The sequence below is a fragment of the Bradyrhizobium sp. SUTN9-2 genome (assembly GCF_003122645.1).
Classification (GTDB): domain Bacteria; phylum Pseudomonadota; class Alphaproteobacteria; order Rhizobiales; family Xanthobacteraceae; genus Bradyrhizobium; species Bradyrhizobium yuanmingense.
In genome coordinates, this window is sequence record NZ_LAXE01000001.1 from 7,606,592 (window position 1) to 7,626,317 (window position 19,726).

Genomic DNA, 19,726 nt, shown 5'->3' on the forward strand with positions numbered 1-19,726 from the left:
GACGTGCAGCGGGCGATCCTCCGCTCGATCGACTGCACTACCGCGTGAAAGAGCGCCTGCGCGGCGTCGGGCTACGCGATCAAGCGCTGCACCAATGCCGACTCGCTCGAATACGTCAGGAGCGCCTCGTGAGTTGCCCGGGTCACCCCGACATAGGTCAGCCGGACACATTCCTCGACGGTCTCGCCGTGGCGGCCGAGCAGGCCCAAGCCGGCGATGGCGACGCAGGGAAACTCCAGCCCTTTCGCGCTGTGCATGCTCAGGAATCGCACGGCGACCCGCTTGACCGAAACCCGGTTGCGATTGTCCTTGGCGATGTCGATCGGCGCACCATGCCCGGCGAGAATCTGCGCAACCCGTCCGCCGATCCAGTGCTCCGGGTAGAGACACGCCATCTGCGACCACTCGTAGCCGGCTTTCTTACGGTCGAGAAACCACTCGGCAACGCAGTGAGCTTCTGCGTCGATGCTCACGCACCGCCGCACATCCGGCTCCAGTCCCTGCCGACCCGCATCTTCGGGCAGCAGGATGGCGTGCTCGTCGTCGGCCGTGATGCCGGGAGCGCCGATGACGTCCGCGGCGAAGCGTCTCGCGAAGGCAACGATTTGGGCGGTGTTGCGATAGTTCACCTTCAGTACGGTCGTTCTGCCCTTTGCTTCAATGCCGAGCTGGCTCCAGACCGGCCGTTCACGCCCCTTATAGATAGCCTGGATATCGTCGTAGACGACCATCAGCGCCTTGGTGCGCGGGTTCACCATCTTGGCCGCAAGCGCGAGCCATTGCGGTTCGAAGTCGTGCGCCTCGTCGATCAGGACCGCGTCGTACTGCTCCGCCGGGATATGGCCGTGATCGACCGCCTTCACGACCTCTGAAACGCTCGCAGCCAGGCGCTCCGCGTAGTCCGGATAGTCTCGCTCGGATGGGGCGGCGATCCCGTACGTCCGCAGCATCCGGTAGCACCACGAGTGGAAGGTGAGAACCTGAACGCGGTCCTCGACGCCCCTGCTCTGCATGGCATCTTCAAGCCGGCCGGCGATGCCGTTGGCGTAACACAGGATCAGCACCGGCTTTGCCGCCGCACGTGCCAGATACTCGGCGCGAAAAGCGAGGATCAGGGTCTTGCCCGATCCGGCGACGCCGCGAATGATGCGATGCCCCTCGCCCAGGCTGCGCGCGAACTGCTCCTGATGAAGGTCCATGACCGCGAGCGTCCGATCCGAAGAATCGGCGCGAGGCGCATCGTCCAAAGGCAGGGCAATCTGTCGTATCCGAACCTCCGGAAACAGCAGCGCGCGCAGGCGGTCGAATTGCGGCATGGACAGCGGCTCTTCGAGACGCGGATGAACCATGCGCCACAATTTCGACCGGAATTCCTCGGGGTCCGCGCCCTCGGTCATCTCGTCCTTGAACAGGCAGAGATGCCCGGAGAACACCTCCTTGAGATCGGTCTGATCGAACTGCTTGCGGGTGATGTTAGTGAACACGGCCCCGAAGCCGAACGGAACGATGGACCGGCCCGCGAGGCGATGTCCCGGCGGAAACAACAATTGCCCGTCGCGCTCCAGCGTGCGCACGACCTCGAATGTATATTTGCGAGCCTGCTCCAGCGGATTGCTTTCCCGCACCACACCACGACTTGTCAGCAGTTCGACCTTCGTCTTGTCGGCCGACACGATCGTCTCCAGGCGCCAATCCTTCACCTCGAGCACGAGCAGGCCGTTCGCGGGATGAATGATGATGAAGTCCGGATGCCGGTTGCGAGGCCCGACAGGCAGGCTGTGCCAAACGACGGCGTTCTCCTCGAGGAAGTCCTTCAATCGTTCCGCCAGTCGTAGCTCACCACGGCTGTCGAAGCGCGCGAAGCCGAGACAGGATAGCCATGTCACGACCGCGAGCACCATTTGCGGACCACCTTGTGAGGCAAAGTGCAACAGGGCGGTCTCTCCAGGCTGACATGGTCGCCTAGAGTGTGCAGGTTTTCAATGGCTTAGGATCAGCTGGCGCTCCCTAGGGGAATCGAACCCCTGTTTCAGCCTTGAGAGGGCCGCGTCCTAACCGCTAGACGAAGGGAGCGTGAGGGCTAGCCAATAGCCTCGAAATTTGTCCGCCGCAAGGACCCCGAGGGGCGTTTTACGGCTCATTGGCGAATTTCAGCCGTCCGGCCGACTTCAGGGTATGGGCATCGAAGGTGCGGATCTCGATGATTCCGCCGAGATCCAGCGTCACTACGAGGCGGTCGCCGGCGACCCCGGTCGAGACGATTCTGGCGCCCTTGGGCAGGGTGGCAGTGACATCGCTTGCCGCTTCGACCGCCCTTCCCTCAGACTTGAAAAGGCGGTAGCCCACCGCGATCAGCACGGCGCAGAACGCCAGCGCCGTGGTCAACCCCGCGATCAGCATCATCCGCCGCACCCGCGCGAACAGCGCGGCCTGCTCGGGGGTCGGTTCGGGAACAGCGGTATCAGACGTCGTCATGGAAAGCCCTGGGTCAGCGCAAAGGTTGGAGGTTGTGGTCGAAGGCTCCGAGGGCTCGGCCCGGCTCGACCGCGTGCTGGCGGCGCGCCTGCCGGAGCTGTCGCGATCGAGGCTGAAAGCCCTGATCCTGGCGGGCGCAGTGCACCTGAAGGCCTCCGCGGTCCGCGACCCCGCTTATCACGTCGCATCCGGCGATACGATCATAATCGACGTGCCGGAAGCGGCGCCCGCCGAGCCCAAGGGGGAGGACATCGCCGTCGATATCGTGTTCGAGGACGACGACATCGTCGTCCTCAACAAGCCCAAGGGCCTCGTCGTGCACCCCGCGGCCGGCCACGAGACCGGCACCTTGGTGAATGCGCTGATCGCCCATTGCGGCGCCTCGCTCTCCGGCATCGGCGGAGTGCGCCGGCCCGGGATCGTGCACCGGCTCGACAAGGACACGACGGGGCTGATGGTGGTTGCCAAGAACGATCTCGCCCACGCTTCATTGACGGCGCAATTCGCCGATCACGGCCGCACCGGCGCGATGCGGCGCGGCTACATGGCATTCGCCTGGGGCGTGCCGAACCGGCACCGCGGCACCGTCGATGCGCCGATCGACCGGCATCCGCATGCACGCGAGAAGATGGCCGTACGCCAGGGTGGCCGCGAGGCGGTGACGCATTGGGAAATCCTGGAGAGCTTTCATGGACGCGACGGCAAGGGCGTCGCCGCCCTGCTCGCCTGCGAGCTCGAGACCGGCCGCACCCATCAGATCCGCGTCCATCTCGCCCATATCGGCCACCCGCTGATGGGCGATGCCGTCTATGGCCCGCATTTCAAGACCAAGGCCAACCAGCTCGGCCCCGAGTCGCAGGCAGCTTTGGCGGCGCTGGGGCGGCAGGCCTTACATGCTTACCTGCTGGTATTGGAGCACCCGAGGACGGGAGAATTATTGCACTGGGAGGCGCCTTTGCCGGAGGATTTGCTTCTCCTGGAACGTGCGCTCAAGGCGGCGCTATGACGCAGGCCGCTTCAGAAAGCCTTTACATTACAAAAAGTTATAGCTGCCACACGGGGACGTGACGTCAGCAATCCTTCCCTTTTTGACCCCCGATGGGGTATATTGCGTCTGCGTTGAAATGACCAACGCGGAACATCGCAGCTACGGCCGGCTTTAACACAGCGGTCGTCTGCCTGGCCCGCCGCTATCGGGGGCCTGAACCTTTTGGAGGGCGCACTATGGCCCGTACCGCTGCTTTGCCGGTCCTCAATGGAGAATCCGGCCTTTCTCGCTACCTCGCCGAGATCCGCAAATTCCCGATGCTGGAACCGCAGGAGGAGTACATGCTCGCCAAGCGTTGGCGTGAGCATGACGATCGCGACGCGGCACACCAACTCGTCACCAGCCATCTCCGCCTCGTGGCCAAGATCGCCATGGGCTATCGCGGCTACGGCCTGCCGATCTCCGAGGTCGTCTCGGAAGGCAATGTCGGCCTGATGCAGGCGGTGAAGCGATTCGAACCCGAGAAGGGATTCCGTCTCGCCACCTACGCCATGTGGTGGATCAAGGCGTCGATTCAAGAGTACATCCTCCGTTCGTGGTCGCTTGTGAAGATGGGCACCACCGCGAACCAGAAGAAGCTGTTCTTCAACCTGCGCAAGGCGAAGAGCAAGATCAACGCACTGGACGAAGGCGATCTCCGCCCCGACCAAGTCAAGTTGATCGCCAAGCGCCTCGGCGTCACCGATCAGGACGTGATCGACATGAACCGCCGCCTCGGCGGCGACGCGTCGCTCAACGCACCGATCCGCGACGACGGCGAAGCCGGCGAATGGCAGGACTGGCTGGTCGACAACACGCCCAACCAGGAAGCCATGATGGCGGAGCACGAGGAGTATGATCACCGCCGTGACGCGCTGAACGGCGCCATGGGCGTGCTCAACCCGCGCGAACGCCGCATCTTCGAGGCCCGCCGCCTCGCCGATGAGCCGATGACGCTGGAAGACCTTGCTGCCGAGTTCGGCGTGTCGCGCGAGCGCGTCCGCCAGATCGAGGTCCGCGCCTTCGAGAAGGTGCAGTCCGCGGTCAAGGGCACGATCGCAAAGGCCGAACAGGCCGCGCTGGAAGCCGCGCATTAAGTGCGGCGGCTCAGCGCCAGAGATTGCGGATCGAAAGAGACGAAAAGCCGGCGGCAACGCCGGCTTTTTTGTTGGTGTGATGCGAACTGCGCCCGATAGCGGTGCGTGTGGGCACACCGCCTACTCCCCCCATTGCCTTGCCATCGTCGCGAGCGTGCAGCCTTCGCAATAGCGGGCGTCCTTGTAGTCGATCCAGTTGTGCGCGTAGACCCGCTCGAGCGGGATGTCGTAGCGCGCGCGCAGCACTTTCACGAGGATCTTCCACGCCGCGACCTGTGCCTCCGTCGGCCCCGCCGTCACGTCGGGATAATTGCCGGCGAACTCGACGCCGATCGAATTGTCGCGCACCACCTGGCGGTAGGTCGGACGGTTGTCGATGTACTTGTTGTCGTTGCGGTTGGCGCCGTCGCCGTGGGTCGGCACGAGGTTCTCGGCGACCGCCCAATAGACCGTGCCGTCGGTCTCGACCCAGACCGTGACGCCGCGCCGCGTCGGGTTCTTCGCCTGCGCCTGCGCGCCGCCGCGGGCCGAGCCCGCCGGTCCCTCGGTCTGGTGCACGATGATGTTGCGCCAGGGTTTTGCGTTGCGGACCTCGCCCCACGGCGCCAGCCAGACGATGTTCAAGCCGGGGATGTCGGGCGTGCCGGAGGCGCGCGCGAGCCTGGCGAGTTCGGCATCCGCAGCAGCGGCGGGGACGATCGGAAGGAGAGCGGCCAACGCGGCCGCGAGCAGGCGAAATATCATCATGCGGGGTCCAATGCGACCCAAGCCTAACAGGCTTTACGCGAATGTCCTCACCGTCCCGACAGACTCGGGCGATAGCGGCGGGGCGGGGTCATAGACCGCAAAATCGTTCTTGCCGTTCTTCTTGGCGGCATAGAGGGCGTGGTCGGCATTGGCCATCAGGCGGTCCGGGAATTGCCCGATGCCGCGGTCCCACTCGGCAACCCCGATCGAGATCGCGATCGGAATGTCGCGGCCGCTGCAGCTGGCGGCATCCTGACGGCAGACCTCGAGCACGCGGCGGGCGATCGCGGCCGCCTCGCGCAGGGACGAGGACGGCAGCACGATGCAGAACTCGTCGCCGCCGGTGCGGGCGAGCATGTCACCGGGCCGCAAGCGCGTCTGCGCCATCAAGGTGAAGTGCTTGAGGCAGGCATCGCCGGCGGCGTGGCCATGGGTATCGTTGATGGTCTTGAAGCCGTCGAGGTCGATCACCAGCAGCGAGAACGGCTCACCGCTGCGCTCCGAACGGGCGCATTCCTCGGTCAGGCGCTGCAAGAGATGCCGCCGGTTGGCAACGCCGGTGAGATCGTCGAGCAACGCGAGGTCGGCTACCTCGCCTCGCAAGCTGTCCATCGCCATCAGCAGGAAGCCGAAATTAAGGGTCATCGACAGGAACAGCAGCCCGAGCACCATGATCGCATGGGCCTGGCCGCCGGCGCGCGCCGAGAGATCGTAGCCGAGCAGATTGCCCACGGTGCGCACGAGCAGGATCGCGATGATGCTGAGGATGACGATGCCGGACAGCTTGGCGCCCGGACTGACGCGGCCTTCCGGCGACAACAACAGACGCAGCGCCAGCACCAGCGGCAGGGCCTGACCGAGCGTGTAGCTCAGCATGCGCAATTGCATGTGCTCGAATCCGACCATGAAGAGCACGACGCCGACAAGGCTCAAGCATCCTGTCGCGGTCATCAGGCGCCACGAGACCGGCCGGTCGTAGAAGCGCTGAATTCCCATGGCGGCAAGGCAGCTCGCAGCGATGACACCGCCGGCGCCGAGCAGCAGCGGCAGGGGAGAGGCGACGAACAGACGGATCAAGGCCGTCATCGCGCCGGCGGCACCGACGAAGGCCGATGCCATCCAGAACCGCGCAGCCGCGAAATTCGGATAGGAACGCGTCACGTAGGCCCAGATCACGCCGAGCGCCAGGAAGTTGACGACGAAGACCGTCCACAATGTCGGTACGTTCAGCATGACGCGTACAGCACGCGCAGCGTCCCGCCCCCCGATCCCGGCAGCCGTCCGTCCATGACCCATCCCCGTTTTCTTGCGGAAGACAATGCGATGGTTGCGCTTAATGGAGTCTCACTGCGGCTCGCGAAAACGCGCCCTTGGTTTTGGATTCATGAACGGCACGCGGCTATTGCCGGATCGTTAAGGCTGTCGCGCCCGATGGCCTGACGCGTGGAGCGGATTCGCGCCAAAAATCACCCGAAAGTGCATCTGAGCTGTGGATAACAGGATGACACGGATGTGACGACGCGGGGCAGCAGGCTCCGAATCTGCTGAGTTTGTCGTCGAGGATGTTGCGAGGCTGGCCCTCCGCCGAGCACCCTCGTGTCGCGTTCCACCATTAACCCTTGAGAGGATACTATGGCTAAGAAAGCGAAGAAGGCGGCGAAGAAGAAGGCGAAAAAGGCCAAGAAGGCGAAGAAGAAGTAACGAGGCTTCTGTTTCTTTGCCCGGGTGGAGTGAGCTCCGCCCGGGCGTCGGGTCGATCGAAAGTGGCGGGCGCAAGGCCCGCTTTTTTATTGTGCGAGAGTTCGAAGTGTACCCGCTCTAACAGCGTCATGGCCGGGCTTGTCCCGGCATGACGAGACCTTTCGAGAGGTGACGAAGACCTACCTTTCCGACAACGCCAGCTTGGCGCCGAGCGCGGCGAAGCCGGCGGCAAAGGAGCGGCGCAGCCAGGCCATGACGGCCGGGCGGGAGATGACGCGCTCGCGCACCGCGGCGGCGCAGAAGCCGTAGAGGACGAACACCGCGAAGGTCATCACCATGAAGGCGCCGCTCAATTCCAGCATGCGCGCCAGCACATGGGCCTCGTCCGCCGCGACGAATTGCGGCAGGAAGGCGAGGAAGAAGATCGACAGTTTTGGATTGAGGATGTTGATCAGGAAGCCGGTGACGATGACACGGCTGCTCGATCTTTCCCTGATCTCGCCGCCAACCGCCAGCGCCCCGGTCTCGCGCAGCGCCTGCCAGGACATGTAGAGCAGATAGGCGACGCCGCACCATTTCAGCGCGGCGAAGGCGAGCGCGCTGGTGTGGAGCACGGCGGCAAGACCGAGCATCGCCGCCGCCATGTGCGGCACGATGCCGAGCGTGCAGCCGAAGGCGGCCGCCACGCTGGCGCGCGAACCGCGGGTCAGCGCCGCAGCGAGCGTGTAGAGCACGCCGGTGCCGGGGGAAGCGACGACGATGAGCGAGGTGAGCAGGAAGGACCAGGTCATGGTCCGACCTTATCACCGCAGGGCGCTGCGAGAAAGCGGGCGCGTCAGGACAGCTGAGCGATCTCTGCCTCGCGCAGCACGTCGAGCGGCGCCCAGGGCTTGGCCCAGAACTTGGCGCCGTCGGGCAAGGCCTGCTTCAAGGGCCGGCCCGAGGTGACGACGACGTCGAGCTTCGGATTGCGGTCCTTGGCGACATGCGCGAGCTCGACGCCGTTCATGCGGCCGGCCAGCTGGACGTCGGTCAGCATCAGGCAGAGCGCGCCGGCGTTCTTGTCGAGGACGCGCTCGGCGGCCTCCGCGCTTTCGCACTGGATCACCTGGTAGCCGCTCTCCTCCAGGAGGACGCAAAGCATCTCCCGCTGCATGGCGTCGTCTTCAACGATCAGCGCTGTCGCGCGTAATGGCGTCGCTTGTCCCATCGGCGGCTCCCAATGCATGCCCTCATAACGGATGTTAAAAACCCAGGCGGACGTGGGTTCGGTTTCATTTCAAAAAAAAGTAATTCATAGTTCCATCATCGGGGACTTGACGGGGGAACTCATGACGACGATTCGGGGCGCCGCCGCCATCACGGGAGCCGCGAGCGGCATCGGCCGGGCGCTGGCGATCGAGCTCGCCCAGCGCGGCTGCGACCTCGCACTGGCCGATCGCGACGAGGGTGGATTGAAGGCGCTCGCGGCGGAGATCGGAACAGCGCGCAAGGTCAGCCTGCATCGCGTCGACGTCGGCGAGGCCGGCGACATCGCGCAGTTCGCAAGCGAGGCGGTCGCCGCGCATCCTTCCCTCGGCATCGTCGTCAACAATGCCGGCGTTGCGCTGATGGGCACATTCGAGGAGATCGACCAGGCCCAGATGGACTGGCTGTTCGACATCAATTTCTGGGGCGTGGTGCACGGCACACGCGCCTTCCTGCCGCACCTGAAGACGATGAGCGAGGCCCACATCGTCAACCTCTCCTCGATCTTCGGCATCATCGCCCCGCCGGGCCAATCGGCCTATGCCGCGGCGAAGTTCGCAGTGCGCGGCTTCTCGGAGAGCGTGCGGCACGAGCTCAGCGTCGCGGGCAGCCCGGTGAAGATGTCGGTCGTGCATCCCGGCGGCATCGCCACCGCGATCGCGCGCAACGCCCGCACCGGCGTCGGCGTCACCGACAATGCTCGCCGCGCGCAATCGATCGAACGGTTCGAGAACGCGGCGAAGACCTCGCCGAAGGACGCGGCACTGCGCATCATCAGGGGCATCGAGCGCAACGAGCCGCGCATCCTGATCGGCAACGACGCTCGCTTCATGGACCTGCTGCAGCGCTTCCGTCCGGGAACCTATTGGGCGCCGCTGCAGCGGCGGCTGGCGAAGGGGATAGAAAAGTAGCCAGGAGCGCAACGGCCTCCACACCCACCGCTGTCATTCCCCGCGAAGGCGGGGAATCCAGTACGCCGTGGCTTCTCGGCTCTAGCCGCGCCGTCTCTGGAATACTGGATCACCCGCCTTCGCGGGTGATGACACCGATGATGTGGTCACTGCCCCATCAGCCGATCGGCGAAATAGCCGATGGTCTTGCGGTACACCACCGCCCTGTTCCACTCGCGCATCGCCTCGAAGTTCGGCGTTCCCTCGCCATAAGGCTGGCCCATCTTGAAGCCGCTCGTGTGCAGGAGGTTCGCGGTCGAGGCGAGCACGTCGGGGATGCTGTGGCGGAGATCGACATGGCCGTCGCCGTCGAAATCGACGCCGTACTTGATGTAGGACGATGGCAGGAACTGGGTCTGGCCGATCTCGCCGGCATAGGCGCCGATCATGTCGCGCAGCTGCAGGTCGCCGCGCTGCACGATCTTGAGCGCGGCGAGCAGCTCGCCCTGGAACAGATCGGTGCGGCGGCAATCATGCGCGAGCGTCGCCAGCGTGCGGACCACCGGCAGCTTGCCGGTGTCGCCCTTGCCGAAATCGCTCTCCAGCCCCCAGATCGCGACCAGGATATAGCGGGGCACGCCGAACTTCTGCTCGATGCGCGACAGCAGCGCGGCATGCCGCTGCAGCATCGCGCGCCCGCCATTGACGCGGCCGGGGCCGACCCGGGTCGAGACGTACTGCTCGAAGGTCTTGTTGAAGGTGTAGCGCTGGCGCCGGTCGAAGGCGAGAACCGCAGGGTCGGGCGCAACGCCGCCGAGCGCCGCATTGGTCACGCTCGCCGAGACGCCGGCGGCCTGAGCCTCCTGCGCCATGCTGGCGATGAAGCCGTTGAAGTCGCCGCCGCAGCGGGCGGCCTGCGCCGATCCGCCGGCCAAAGACAAGACGAAGGCGGCAGCGAGAAGCAGTCTCGGCATGTGGAGCAATCCCCCAGAGAATTCCAGTGCGAAGCAGCGCGCGGATCATGCCCGGGAACGCCGTGAGCGTCAAAGCACAAGGCTTGATCCGCATCAAACCGTCTCACGCCGTGCTTTCTAGACTGAGCCGAGCAGGAGAACCACACATGACCGGAATAACCTTGAGCGCCGAGCAGATCCGCAATGCGCCAGCACCAGTGCGGCAATGGATCGAGCAGGAGGTGATCGCCGCGCTCGGCCTTGCGCCACGGACGCCGGCGGCCGCGCCGCCGCAAGTCCCCCACCTCGTCGCCTGCAGCGTGGAAGACATGGCCGGCGTGCTCGAGCACATCCGCGGCGCGCTTCCGGCCGTGAACGTGCTGTTCGAGCTCGGCCGCCCGGGCATCAGCTTCGGCCGCCCCGCGGTGATGACGTTCCGCCTGATGGACCTCCTGCATCACACGCGCCTCTCGGACGTCAGCGAGGTCATGACGTGCCTCGAGATGATCAACCAGGCGCTGACCGAGGTGAAGAAGGACGCTTCCGTGCGGTTCTGCGGCTTCGACAATGAGGGCCATTGCCTGATCGCGCCGCAGACGCAACAGAGCATCGCGACGTTGTGGCAGACCATGATGGAGCGACAGCAGGCCGCGCGCGCCGCGCCGGCGGCGTGAGGGGAACGTCATCGCCATGCCCAATCGCCAGCAGCCGCAATCAACCCGCTCGCTCCTCCGCATCCCGCTGTTTCGCCTGCTCGCCATCAATCTCGCGATCGGCGCCTGCGCCGCCGTGCTGCTGGTCGGCGGCCTGCTCTGGCTCAACCCCGGACATCTGCGCGAATTGATCTTCGCCGACCGCGCACCTGGCATTGCGCTCGTGCTGCTGCTCGCTTCCTTCCTCATCACCTTCGGCTCGGCCGCGATGGGCAGCGCGATCATGGCGCAGGGACGCAAAGAGCCTGGCGACAAAGGCGGCGGACGGGGATCGCGGCTCGCCGTGCAGGAGGTGGTGCACCGCCGGCGAGATTGAGGCGCGCAGCGCGAAGCGTGCGCGTCGGCGCCGAAACAAAACCGCAAAAACAACCCCATGCACAGTAGAAGTCTTGATGTGATCTTTACGATTTTTCCGAATCAACGTTGACCGTCGGCCAAAACAGTGGTATGGTGCCAACATCGCAAGACTCCATACGCTGATGCCCGCGCGCTCTCGTTGCCTTCCGAGAGCGCAGCAAGATGAACAAAGTACTTCGAGGATCCAAAGCATCTGATTTTCGAAATTGTGGGAAATCGCGATATCCATCAGCTGCATATCTGATGCGCCTGCTGCGACATCGTCGCGCGACGATTTACCTTGCCATCGCGGCGCGCCTTCTATAGCCTTCTATTTTAGGTTGTCGCCCTGCCAGCCCCGGGCGACGCTGAAAAGATAAACGGCGGGCTTCGGCCCGCCGTTTATTGAAGGACATTTATTGAAGGGGCTGGCGACGATCGCGAAGGTCACAATCCCGAAAGTCATTTGACTGCGGCGTCCTGATCGAGGACAAGCCGCCATGGCCAAAAAACCCGGAACCAACCCCAAAGGCGAATTCGCCTTCTTCAACGTCGTCTACGAAGACGATTCCCAGCGCTCCAACCGCCGCGTCCCTTCCGAACTGCTCGGCGGCCTCGACGGCGACGAACCCGCCCGCAACTTCATCATGGAACAGGACCGCGAGATCGCGGAAAAGAGCGGCCGCCCGGCGCTGGAGATCAAGCGGATCGAGCGGGTGGGAGCGAAGAAGAAGTAGGCGGGCACAGCGGGGCGTTCACCAGCGCCCGCTCCATTTATTCCAGGCAAATAGCAGATCGGCAAACCGGTCATAGGCAAACCGCGTGACCGGCAGCGCCACGCGATTGCCGAACAGCACCGCAAGCCACCCCTGTCCCGGCGTCAACCGCCACAGCGCAATCGCGACATCAGCGCCGACGACGAGCCGCCCGGCCTCATCCGTCGCGTGTAGGCGCCGCCTGATGTCGTCGAGCGAAGCGCCAAAGTGCGCCAGTGCATCAGGCTGCTCGTTGATGTCCCTGAACTCGACGGTGCCCGCGCGCACCAGCGCCAGCAGCTTGTTGCGCTGCCAGTCGATGCCGGCGTCGCAGACGGGGCAGCGGGTGTTATAGTAGACGGTGAGGTGGGGTGGCATCGATGCGCCTTTCTCGTCGGAATTATAGTCCGAGAGAAAGCCAGATAAACGCCTTCGGCTGAAGCTGCCGATACAAAGGCACAAAGAAGGACGACCCGACCTCGGCCCGCCGAATTGCGCGGCAGCCTCGACGGCGACGAGCCGGGCGCAACCTCATTGGGAGCAGCATCAAGAGTCGCGTAAAAGAGCGGGAGGTCGGCGCTGGAGATCGAGCGGATTGAAAGGAGGCGAAGAAGAAGCAGGGTTCGGCCCTATCCCCGTCATTGCGAGCGCAGCGAAGCAACCCAGATACGTCTGTGGGGATGGGCGGCAGAGCAGACCTGATTTGCTCAACTTGAGTTCTTCGCATTGACCCGAAGCGGACAGGATGCAGCGAATGACAACTCGACTATCGAGCCCTCCATTGCTCGCGGAATTGCCCGGGCGTCACGCCTGCAACCCGGCGGAATGCACGGGTAAAATGGGCGGGATCTGCGTAGCCCGAAGCAAACGCAATCTCGATGATCTTGGAATCCGTATCTCGCAAAAGCTTTCTGGCATTTTCAAACCTCACGGTATCCAACAGCCGCGAATATGTCATCCCGGCGCGAGATAGCTTGCGTTGAAGGCTGCGTGCGCTGACCCCCGCCATCTCCGCGACTTCCGCCAGCGCCGGAGGCCGCTCGTCCATGTAGGATGGCAGCATCAGCTTAAGTGCGTGGATAAAGTCAAAGTTCGAATGTTCGACAAAGTCGCTCTTCGGATGAGAAGGAGCTTGCTTCAATCTGTTAGGAAGGCCCAGCAATGAAACAGGTACGTCGATCCACGAAGCTTCTTGACCAGACAGGAATTGAGACGTCGGCCAGAAAGACCGACATGCCGGACCCGGCGTGTACCGCGCCTCAAAGGCGATAGTTGCCGGAGCCCAGTCCGGTCCGGCGAATTGGCGGACGATGTAAATCGGGAAAACGTTCTGAAGCCATTGTGAATGCTCGAGATGCTGAAGTCCGGCAGTGCCGGCTAGCTTGCTGCAATAGCGAACATGGTCGCCGTGGCGCTCGACCCAGTTGCTCAAGTTTGAATCTTCGAGCGAAGCTAATCTACAGGCCTGGTGCAGCGCGACGAGCAAAGTCGGAGAATGACTGATTAGATACCTGGTCTTCTCACTAAGGTGTCCGAAATTGAGCGACTTAGCAGCGTGGAATCCAAAATCTTCAATACCTTGCGACCGGCTGGCAAACTCCGCAAATTCGATAGCAGGCAAAATCGGGACGTAATGATCGGCTTTTTCCTCCAGAGAAGCGGGCAGCAGATACTTTTCCAGTAAAGAAGCGGTTGGCGCGCCGAGATTATCCAGAATGTCAGCGAAGGGACTGAGGTGCTGACAACGCGTCAAATGAATCTTTGGCATTGGTGCGTCTCGATCACTTAATTCAGCGCACGAGCGGCGTCGCAGGACGACAACTCCCTAAACAGGGAGCGCCGACGCCTGTCACACGCTTAGATTATCAGGACTGCAAGGCTCTTTGCGTGCTTTTTGTCGCCTGGCTATGCCTCCAGAGGATCGCAGTCTCAGCTCATTCCATTCGACGAACATTTTGGCGCCCAATGGCCAGATGCGCCTCTCAGCTTCCCTAATCCTATGAATCGATTTTCCGCTGTAGGAGCATAGGCTTCAGGCCTGACGTCAAACGATGAGAGCCGTCCGCTTGCCTTCATCCACGGCGGTCCGCACCGTCATCGTTGCATCGCTGCGGCACGGTGACGCAACCCTCGATAGCACAGCGCATGCGCTCAGAATTAGCGGGCGCACATTGCAGCGTCATCTCGAACGCATGGGCACAAGCCACAGCAAGATCCTCGACGAAGTCCGATTAGAGATTGCGTGCCGCCTGCTGGCCGATACGAGTAAGCGCTTGTCGGATATTGCAGAATTTCTCGGATACACGAACGCCAGCAGCTTCAGCCGCGCTTTCGTGCGTTTGATGAAAATTCAACCCATCGTTTATCGGCGGCAGCAACGCGGCCGCAAGCATGATCGGTCGCTCGTCCGCCGACGTTCTCATCCCACCAACCCGTTGGATGATTCCTGACGATTGGCGCGAAATGGCAAGACGCGCCGCGTGATTTGGCGCGAGATGCAGAGATGCCGCCGCCACTAGCGACGCTCTTGTCGCTTCCGAATTGCTCACGTGCTGTTCGAGGAAAAATGACTAGCCTGCAAAGGAGAGGACCATCATGACAATCCGCGTTGCCTTGATCGCGGTCTGCGCCGCTGGCTTAGTGGCAATTCCGCACAAGCTTCTTGCTCAATCTCCGGCCGAACCCAAGCCGCACATTCCGCTCGAGAAATCGATTGGTCAGGCTAAGCCGGAAGTGGTCCCATCGCTGTTTGTCCTCAACTCGCGCGGGGTGAGCCTGAAGGAGGGTAAGCTGGTGCTGAGTGCGATTTCTCCGAATGCGATCGTGTTTGCCGACCGACCGGTTCGTGCCGCCGGGCATGATCTGACCTCCCGGATTATCGAGGACTGGGGCAATGGCAGCGACAACTTCGCTAAAGACCCGCCCAACGCCACGGTGTCAGGATTCAAGAAAGACGGATCGTCGGTGTTGGATGCCGTCGTCGTGTTGAAATCCCCCAAGCTTGAAGGTGATAAGCTGACGTTCGACGTCGATATCCTCGAAGGTGATCTCGCCGGGGCGGACGGGCCGGCATCTGTCTTTATCGATATCATTGGCCGTCCGTTGACGCCGTTGTCTTTCGCCGGCGTCGCTCGCCGCACCGCCTGGCGCGGAGCGTTCTACCGCGGCGCTGCCGTGGCAGGAGCCGCTGCTGTGGCCGGGGCTGCGGCGTATCCCTATTACTCACCGCGCTGCGGCTACTACCCCTATCCGCCCTGCTATTGAACCGTTCGCCCGAGTGGCTCCGTTACAAAGGCGTGAACTGCGAATCCACGTGACTGGTTTTCTATAGGAAGGAGATTAGCGATGAACATCACCCGTCGATCCCTTGCATTTGGCGGAATGGGGCTGCTCGCGGGAGCCGCCGCCACACGACCGGCTCTTGCCCAGGATTCATTTTTCGGAGTGGGACAAGGCCTGGAGGATTTCTGGCTGGCCAGCGACGCCTACATCTTTGGCTACCCGCTGGTGACGATGGAGATGACCCGGCGGATCATCACGAATGTCGCCGAGCCCGTCGGCACGCGCGGTCCGATGGGACACATCATCAAGCTGCGCCAGTATCCCGATGCCTCCTTCAGGGATGTGACGGCACCGAATGCCGACACCTTGTACACGACATCCTTCTTCGACGTCGGAAAGGAGCCCTGGATACTCAGCATTCCGGACATGAAGGGCCGCTATTTCCTGATGCCGATGCTGGACGGCTGGACCACCGTGTTTCACGTGCCAGGTAAGCGCACCACCGGCACCGGGGCGCAGACCTACGCGATCACGGGGCCGGGTTGGAAGGGCACGCTGCCGGCGGGTGTCAAGGAGTACAAGTCGGCCACCAATATCGTGTGGCTGCTCGGCCGCATCTATTGCACCGGCACGGCGGACGATTACGCTGCGGTGCACAAGTTGCAAGACGAATGCAAGCTCGTTCCGCTCAGCGCTTATGGCAAAGCCTACACGCCCGCCGCCGGGAAGGTGGATCCAACAATCGATATGAAGACGGCGGTCCGCGAGCAGGTCAATCGCATGGACGCGGTCTCATACTTCAAGCTGCTTTGCGAGCTGATGAAGACTAATCCGCCCTACGCCGCGGACGCGCCTCAACTTGCGAAGTTTGCCCGCATCGGCATCGTCCCAGGGCAGGATTTTGATGAGAGTAAGCTGAAGGCAGACTTTCTGAGGCGCCTGCCGGAGGTGTCGTTCGACCGGATCATGCTGCAGTTCAAAATCAACAAGGCCATCAAAGACGAGAATGGGTTCGCGTTCACGACCAAGACCGGCATCTACGGCACCGACTATTTGATGCGGGCTTTGGTAACCGCGATCGGGCTTGGTGCCAACCGGCCGCAGGATGCCGTCTATCCGACCTCGCAAAAAGACGCCGACGGTCACAAGTACAGCGGCGCGAACAAGTACGTGATGCGATTTCCGAAAGGTCACTTGCCTCCAGCGGAGGGATTCTGGTCGCTTACGATGTACGACAGCGGCTATTTCTTCGTGAAGAACCCGCTCAACAGGTACTCCGTCAGCGCTCGGGAAGACTTGAAGGAGAATCCGGACGGATCAACTGATCTGTACATCCAGAAGGACTCTCCCGGCAAAGAGAAGGAGTCGAACTGGCTACCTGCGCCTGAGGGAGATTTCATCCTCATGTTGCGTATGTACTGGCCCCAGGAGACGGACCCCTCGATCATCAGCGGCACATGGACGGTCCCGGCCGCCAGAAAAGTTGGAGCCTAGAGCAGGCAATCATGCCGGCGCGCATGCGCCGGCATGATTGCTAGGCCGCTCCCAGATGCCCCACAGCACGCTGTACTCGCTTTGGGTTTTCTGGGGCGAATGACACGGCATTCGCGATGCAGGAGGCCATGATGTCGGCACTTCACCTTGGAAAAGGAAAACAGCGCGTTGGACGGAGCGCGACAAAGCCGTCTCTCTCTTCTGCGTTCAGGAATGCAGCCATTGCCTCGGCAGTCATGACGCTGTCGGTGCCTGCTGCCACGGCTTACGCCGACGAAGGTGGCGTTTCCTACTGGCTCCCTGGCCGCTTCAGCAGCCTTGCCGCCACCCCTCAAGCCCCCGGCTGGTCAATGGCAGCGGTCTACTACCACACCAGCGTAAGTGCATTCGGCACCGCGGCTGCCGCAAGGGAAATTCACGTCGGCAGAATCCCCGCAACAGTAAACGTCGATCTGAACTTGCGTCTGAATGGGCGGGGGGATCTCGTCCTGCTCAATCCTACATACACGTTCGCAACCCCCGTGCTGGGCGGGCAACTGGCCATCGGAGTGACAGGACTGTTCGGACGATCGAGCGCTGATCTAGCAGGAACGCTCACCGCAACTGTCGGCCCCCTGGCCGTGACGCGCACGGGCAGGTTCGGCGACTCGATCACGTCAGTCGGGGATCTCTACCCGCAGGCGACGCTCAAGTGGAATGCAGGCGTCCATAACTTCATGACCTACGTAACCGGAGATGTTCCCGTCGGCGCTTACAGTTCGTCCCGTCTCGCCAATCTCGGCATCGGGCATGGCGCCATCGACGGCGGCGCCGGCTACACCTACTTCAATCCGCAAACTGGCCACGAGTTTTCCGCGGTGGCGGGCCTCACCTACAATTTCAAGAATCCGGATACGCAGTACCAGAACGGCATCGATCTTCACGTTGACTGGGGAGCCTCGCAGTTTCTGTCAAAGCAAACTTTCGTCGGCCTCGTTGGTTATGCCTATCAGCAGATAACTGATGACTTTGGCCAGCATCCCGCCCTAGGCGGCTTTCGGTCCCGAGTCTTCGCAGTTGGTCCGCAGATTGGCTTTCTATTTCCGGTAGGCGATATGCAGGGGTATTTGAATCTGAAGGGATATGGCGAGTTCGCTGCGGAGAATCGGCCGGCTGGCTGGAACACCTGGCTGACGTTCTCAATATCGCCGATAGCGCCGACCAGAACTGTCGCATCAACCCGGCGGATCACAAAATAGCAGCGTGGCCGCTTAGCCGATCTCGCCGACACACCATGGGTCGGTCGAACGTCTCACGTGAACATATCGAACTGAGCTGGTTATCTGCGTAGCCTCGACCCTTCCACCTGCTGAACAAAGCTGGCGTGAAGGTAGTCGAGAAGATCTACCTGCATCGAAATCCCGCACTTTGAAGAAGGAAAGTCGCCCCCCGGACCGGCACTTCCGCTTTCGGCCCATCTCGGAAGTCGGGCACCGTCCGCACTTTTGTTGCTGTTGGAATGGAATCGGACATGGGTAGGGCAATCGCCTGGTGGATTGCTTCGTCGCAAGCACTCCTCGCAATGACGGGGCGAGAGCCGAGTCAAAGAAAAACGGCGGGCTGTTGGCCCGCCGCTTTCGTTCGGATTGAAATCGGATCAATTATCCAAAAAGCTCCGCAGCTTCCGGCTCCTCGACGGATGCTTCAGCTTCCGCAGCGCCTTCGCTTCGATCTGGCGGATACGCTCGCGCGTCACCGAGAACTGCTGACCCACCTCTTCCAGCGTGTGATCGGTGTTCATGCCGATGCCGAAGCGCATGCGCAGCACGCGCTCTTCGCGCGGGGTGAGAGAGGCGAGGACGCGCGTGGTGGTCTCGCGCAGGTTGGACTGGATCGCGGCGTCGATGGGCAGGATCGCGTTCTTGTCCTCGATGAAATCGCCGAGATGTGAATCCTCTTCGTCACCGACGGGCGTCTCCAGCGACAGCGGCTCCTTGGCGATCTTGAGGACCTTGCGCACCTTCTCCAAGGGCATGCCGAGCTTTTCGGCGAGCTCCTCCGGGGTCGGCTCGCGGCCGATCTCGTTGAGCATCTGGCGGGACGTGCGCACGATCTTGTTGATCGTCTCGATCATGTGCACGGGGATGCGGATGGTGCGCGCTTGGTCCGCGATCGAGCGGGTGATCGCCTGCCGAATCCACCAGGTGGCGTAGGTCGAGAACTTGTAGCCGCGGCGGTACTCGAACTTGTCGACCGCCTTCATCAGGCCGATGTTGCCTTCCTGGATCAGGTCGAGGAACTGCAGGCCGCGGTTGGTGTACTTCTTGGCGATCGAGATCACGAGGCGGAGGTTGGCTTCCACCATCTCCTTCTTGGCCTGGCGGGCCTCGCGCTCACCCTTCTGCACGGAGTGAACGATCTTGCGGAACTCGACGATCTCGAGGCCGGTCAGCGCGGCGAGCTGATGCACCTCGTGGCGGAGGTCCTTGATGCGGTCCTTCTCGTGGTGGACGAAGTTCTTCCAGCCCTTGGCCGACAGCTTCGAGACGCGGTTGAGCCAGCGCGGATCGAGCTCCGAGCCGGTGTAGTTGCGCAGAAAATCCTCGCGGGCGACACCGTGGCTGTCGGCAAGGCGCATCAGGCGGCCCTCATGCGAGACGAGGCGCTTGTTGATGTCGTAGAGCTGCTCGACGAGGCTATCGATGCGGGCCTGGTTGAGGCGCAGCGACTTCACCTCGACGATGATCTCGTCCTTCAGCTTCTTGTACTTGCGCTCCTGGTGCGGCGAGAGCGACTCGTTCTGGAGCTGGTTCTGGATGTCCTGCTCCTGAAGCTTGCGCAGCTTCTTGTAGCTGTCGGCGATGCGATCGAAGATCTCGACCACCTTCGGCTTGAGCTCGGCCTCGATCGCCGCGAGCGACATCTGGTTCTCGAACTCGTCGTCGTCCATGTCGGACTCGGCGGCGGCCTCGCCCGGATCCTTCTCCTCGCCCTCGGGGGCGGCCGCAGGCGCGGCGCGGAACGGCGTC

20 protein-coding genes and 1 tRNA gene are annotated in these 19,726 nt (G+C 62.6%); 10 read left to right on the forward strand and 11 right to left on the reverse strand.

What is annotated here, in order from left to right; translation table 11 throughout:
* Positions 1–71: 71 nt before the first annotated feature.
* The 3 genes from XF30_RS35195 to XF30_RS35205 form a co-directional block, all read right to left on the reverse strand.
* Complete coding sequence (locus tag XF30_RS35195) at positions 72–1,901, reverse strand: DEAD/DEAH box helicase (RefSeq protein WP_109145261.1); 1,830 nt, start codon at positions 1,899–1,901, stop codon at positions 72–74.
* Between the two features lie 97 nt (positions 1,902–1,998).
* A tRNA-Glu gene (locus tag XF30_RS35200) sits at positions 1,999–2,073 on the reverse strand.
* Positions 2,074–2,130: 57 nt separating this feature from the next.
* A complete protein-coding gene (locus tag XF30_RS35205; protein ID WP_036009606.1) occupies positions 2,131–2,475 on the reverse strand; it encodes a hypothetical protein in 345 nt (114 codons plus the stop codon).
* On the opposite strand from XF30_RS35205, the gene XF30_RS35210 reads away from it, so the two are divergent.
* Positions 2,474–3,481 (forward strand): RluA family pseudouridine synthase, encoded by a 1,008-nt coding sequence (locus tag XF30_RS35210; RefSeq protein WP_109145262.1) that lies wholly within the window; start codon positions 2,474–2,476, stop codon positions 3,479–3,481. The two genes, XF30_RS35205 and XF30_RS35210, sit on opposite strands and share 2 nt — an antisense overlap.
* Before the next feature lie 218 nt (positions 3,482–3,699).
* Positions 3,700–4,599 carry an RNA polymerase sigma factor RpoH gene (gene rpoH / locus XF30_RS35215; RefSeq protein ID WP_036009602.1) on the forward strand — a complete coding sequence of 300 codons (900 nt, stop codon included), beginning with the start codon at positions 3,700–3,702 and terminating at the stop codon, positions 4,597–4,599.
* A 120-nt stretch (positions 4,600–4,719) separates the two neighbouring features.
* Here the strand turns inward: rpoH and XF30_RS35220 are convergent, their stop codons facing one another.
* The 4 genes from XF30_RS35220 to XF30_RS35235 form a co-directional block, all read right to left on the reverse strand.
* On the reverse strand, positions 4,720–5,346 hold the full coding sequence (locus tag XF30_RS35220) for a peptidoglycan recognition protein family protein (RefSeq protein WP_109145263.1): 627 nt from the start codon (positions 5,344–5,346) through the stop codon (positions 4,720–4,722).
* A gap of 33 nt (positions 5,347–5,379) precedes the next feature.
* Positions 5,380–6,579 (reverse strand): GGDEF domain-containing protein, encoded by a 1,200-nt coding sequence (locus XF30_RS35225; protein WP_192893346.1) that lies wholly within the window; start codon positions 6,577–6,579, stop codon positions 5,380–5,382.
* Between the two features lie 647 nt (positions 6,580–7,226).
* Positions 7,227–7,838: a LysE family translocator gene (locus XF30_RS35230; protein ID WP_109145265.1), complete on the reverse strand. Its 612-nt coding sequence runs from the start codon at positions 7,836–7,838 to the stop codon at positions 7,227–7,229.
* 44 nt (positions 7,839–7,882) lie between these two features.
* Positions 7,883–8,257, reverse strand: coding sequence for a response regulator (locus XF30_RS35235; RefSeq protein ID WP_036009616.1), 375 nt, complete (start codon positions 8,255–8,257; stop codon positions 7,883–7,885).
* Positions 8,258–8,378: 121 nt separating this feature from the next.
* Between XF30_RS35235 and XF30_RS35240 the strand changes: the two genes are divergently transcribed.
* Positions 8,379–9,206, forward strand: a complete 828-nt coding sequence (locus tag XF30_RS35240; RefSeq protein ID WP_109145266.1) for an SDR family NAD(P)-dependent oxidoreductase — start codon at positions 8,379–8,381, stop codon at positions 9,204–9,206.
* Between the two features lie 146 nt (positions 9,207–9,352).
* Here XF30_RS35240 and XF30_RS35245 read toward each other — a convergent pair whose 3' ends face one another.
* Entirely contained in the window at positions 9,353–10,159 is an 807-nt protein-coding gene (locus XF30_RS35245; protein ID WP_036009593.1) for a lytic murein transglycosylase, read from the reverse strand.
* 146 nt (positions 10,160–10,305) lie between these two features.
* On the opposite strand from XF30_RS35245, the gene XF30_RS35250 reads away from it, so the two are divergent.
* From XF30_RS35250 to XF30_RS35260, 3 genes are all read left to right on the forward strand, one after another.
* Positions 10,306–10,812, forward strand: coding sequence for a hypothetical protein (locus XF30_RS35250; RefSeq protein WP_109145267.1), 507 nt, complete (start codon positions 10,306–10,308; stop codon positions 10,810–10,812).
* A gap of 16 nt (positions 10,813–10,828) precedes the next feature.
* Entirely contained in the window at positions 10,829–11,167 is a 339-nt protein-coding gene (locus XF30_RS35255; RefSeq protein ID WP_109145268.1) for a hypothetical protein, read from the forward strand.
* A gap of 520 nt (positions 11,168–11,687) precedes the next feature.
* Positions 11,688–11,924, forward strand: coding sequence for a hypothetical protein (locus XF30_RS35260; RefSeq protein ID WP_036009587.1), 237 nt, complete (start codon positions 11,688–11,690; stop codon positions 11,922–11,924).
* An 18-nt stretch (positions 11,925–11,942) separates the two neighbouring features.
* On the opposite strand, the gene XF30_RS35265 is transcribed toward XF30_RS35260, so the two are convergent.
* Both XF30_RS35265 and XF30_RS35270 read right to left on the reverse strand, forming a co-directional pair.
* On the reverse strand, positions 11,943–12,320 hold the full coding sequence (locus XF30_RS35265) for a thiol-disulfide oxidoreductase DCC family protein (RefSeq protein ID WP_109145269.1): 378 nt from the start codon (positions 12,318–12,320) through the stop codon (positions 11,943–11,945).
* Between the two features lie 388 nt (positions 12,321–12,708).
* Positions 12,709–13,710, reverse strand: coding sequence for a helix-turn-helix transcriptional regulator (locus tag XF30_RS35270; RefSeq protein WP_074448034.1), 1,002 nt, complete (start codon positions 13,708–13,710; stop codon positions 12,709–12,711).
* Between the two features lie 298 nt (positions 13,711–14,008).
* Here XF30_RS35270 and XF30_RS35275 point away from each other — a divergent pair, with 298 nt between their 5' ends.
* The 4 genes from XF30_RS35275 (at position 14,009) to XF30_RS35290 (ending at position 17,956) form a co-directional block, all read left to right on the forward strand.
* Positions 14,009–14,392, forward strand: coding sequence for a helix-turn-helix transcriptional regulator (locus XF30_RS35275; RefSeq protein ID WP_225114065.1), 384 nt, complete (start codon positions 14,009–14,011; stop codon positions 14,390–14,392).
* Positions 14,393–14,555: 163 nt separating this feature from the next.
* A complete protein-coding gene (locus XF30_RS35280) occupies positions 14,556–15,206 on the forward strand; it encodes a hypothetical protein (protein ID WP_502696172.1) in 651 nt (216 codons plus the stop codon).
* Between the two features lie 81 nt (positions 15,207–15,287).
* Positions 15,288–16,718 carry a DUF1254 domain-containing protein gene (locus XF30_RS35285; RefSeq protein ID WP_109145270.1) on the forward strand — a complete coding sequence of 477 codons (1,431 nt, stop codon included), beginning with the start codon at positions 15,288–15,290 and terminating at the stop codon, positions 16,716–16,718.
* A 236-nt stretch (positions 16,719–16,954) separates the two neighbouring features.
* Positions 16,955–17,956: a SphA family protein gene (locus tag XF30_RS35290; RefSeq protein WP_109145975.1), complete on the forward strand. Its 1,002-nt coding sequence runs from the start codon at positions 16,955–16,957 to the stop codon at positions 17,954–17,956.
* 398 nt (positions 17,957–18,354) lie between these two features.
* On the opposite strand, the gene rpoD is transcribed toward XF30_RS35290, so the two are convergent.
* A partial coding sequence (rpoD, locus tag XF30_RS35295; RefSeq protein ID WP_109145271.1) for an RNA polymerase sigma factor RpoD occupies positions 18,355–19,726 on the reverse strand: 1,372 nt, incomplete at its 5' end.

What these genes read in the sequence shown, in the direction of transcription:
- XF30_RS35210 (WP_109145262.1), top strand. Translation starts at nt 2,474, where the DNA reads ATGGAAAGCCCTGGGTCAGCGCAAAGGTTGGAGGTTGTGGTCGAAGGC.
- XF30_RS35250 (WP_109145267.1), top strand. Translation starts at nt 10,306, where the DNA reads ATGACCGGAATAACCTTGAGCGCCGAGCAGATCCGCAATGCGCCAGCA.
- rpoH (WP_036009602.1), top strand. Translation starts at nt 3,700, where the DNA reads ATGGCCCGTACCGCTGCTTTGCCGGTCCTCAATGGAGAATCCGGCCTT.
- XF30_RS35260 (WP_036009587.1), top strand. Translation starts at nt 11,688, where the DNA reads ATGGCCAAAAAACCCGGAACCAACCCCAAAGGCGAATTCGCCTTCTTC.
- XF30_RS35235 (WP_036009616.1), bottom strand. Translation starts at nt 8,257, where the DNA reads ATGGGACAAGCGACGCCATTACGCGCGACAGCGCTGATCGTTGAAGAC.
- XF30_RS35205 (WP_036009606.1), bottom strand. Translation starts at nt 2,475, where the DNA reads ATGACGACGTCTGATACCGCTGTTCCCGAACCGACCCCCGAGCAGGCC.
- XF30_RS35220 (WP_109145263.1), bottom strand. Translation starts at nt 5,346, where the DNA reads ATGATGATATTTCGCCTGCTCGCGGCCGCGTTGGCCGCTCTCCTTCCG.
- XF30_RS35230 (WP_109145265.1), bottom strand. Translation starts at nt 7,838, where the DNA reads ATGACCTGGTCCTTCCTGCTCACCTCGCTCATCGTCGTCGCTTCCCCC.
- XF30_RS35240 (WP_109145266.1), top strand. Translation starts at nt 8,379, where the DNA reads ATGACGACGATTCGGGGCGCCGCCGCCATCACGGGAGCCGCGAGCGGC.
- XF30_RS35195 (WP_109145261.1), bottom strand. Translation starts at nt 1,901, where the DNA reads ATGGTGCTCGCGGTCGTGACATGGCTATCCTGTCTCGGCTTCGCGCGC.
- XF30_RS35290 (WP_109145975.1), top strand. Translation starts at nt 16,955, where the DNA reads ATGACGCTGTCGGTGCCTGCTGCCACGGCTTACGCCGACGAAGGTGGC.
- XF30_RS35255 (WP_109145268.1), top strand. Translation starts at nt 10,829, where the DNA reads ATGCCCAATCGCCAGCAGCCGCAATCAACCCGCTCGCTCCTCCGCATC.
- XF30_RS35270 (WP_074448034.1), bottom strand. Translation starts at nt 13,710, where the DNA reads ATGCCAAAGATTCATTTGACGCGTTGTCAGCACCTCAGTCCCTTCGCT.
- XF30_RS35265 (WP_109145269.1), bottom strand. Translation starts at nt 12,320, where the DNA reads ATGCCACCCCACCTCACCGTCTACTATAACACCCGCTGCCCCGTCTGC.
- XF30_RS35285 (WP_109145270.1), top strand. Translation starts at nt 15,288, where the DNA reads ATGAACATCACCCGTCGATCCCTTGCATTTGGCGGAATGGGGCTGCTC.
- XF30_RS35225 (WP_192893346.1), bottom strand. Translation starts at nt 6,579, where the DNA reads ATGCTGAACGTACCGACATTGTGGACGGTCTTCGTCGTCAACTTCCTG.
- XF30_RS35245 (WP_036009593.1), bottom strand. Translation starts at nt 10,159, where the DNA reads ATGCCGAGACTGCTTCTCGCTGCCGCCTTCGTCTTGTCTTTGGCCGGC.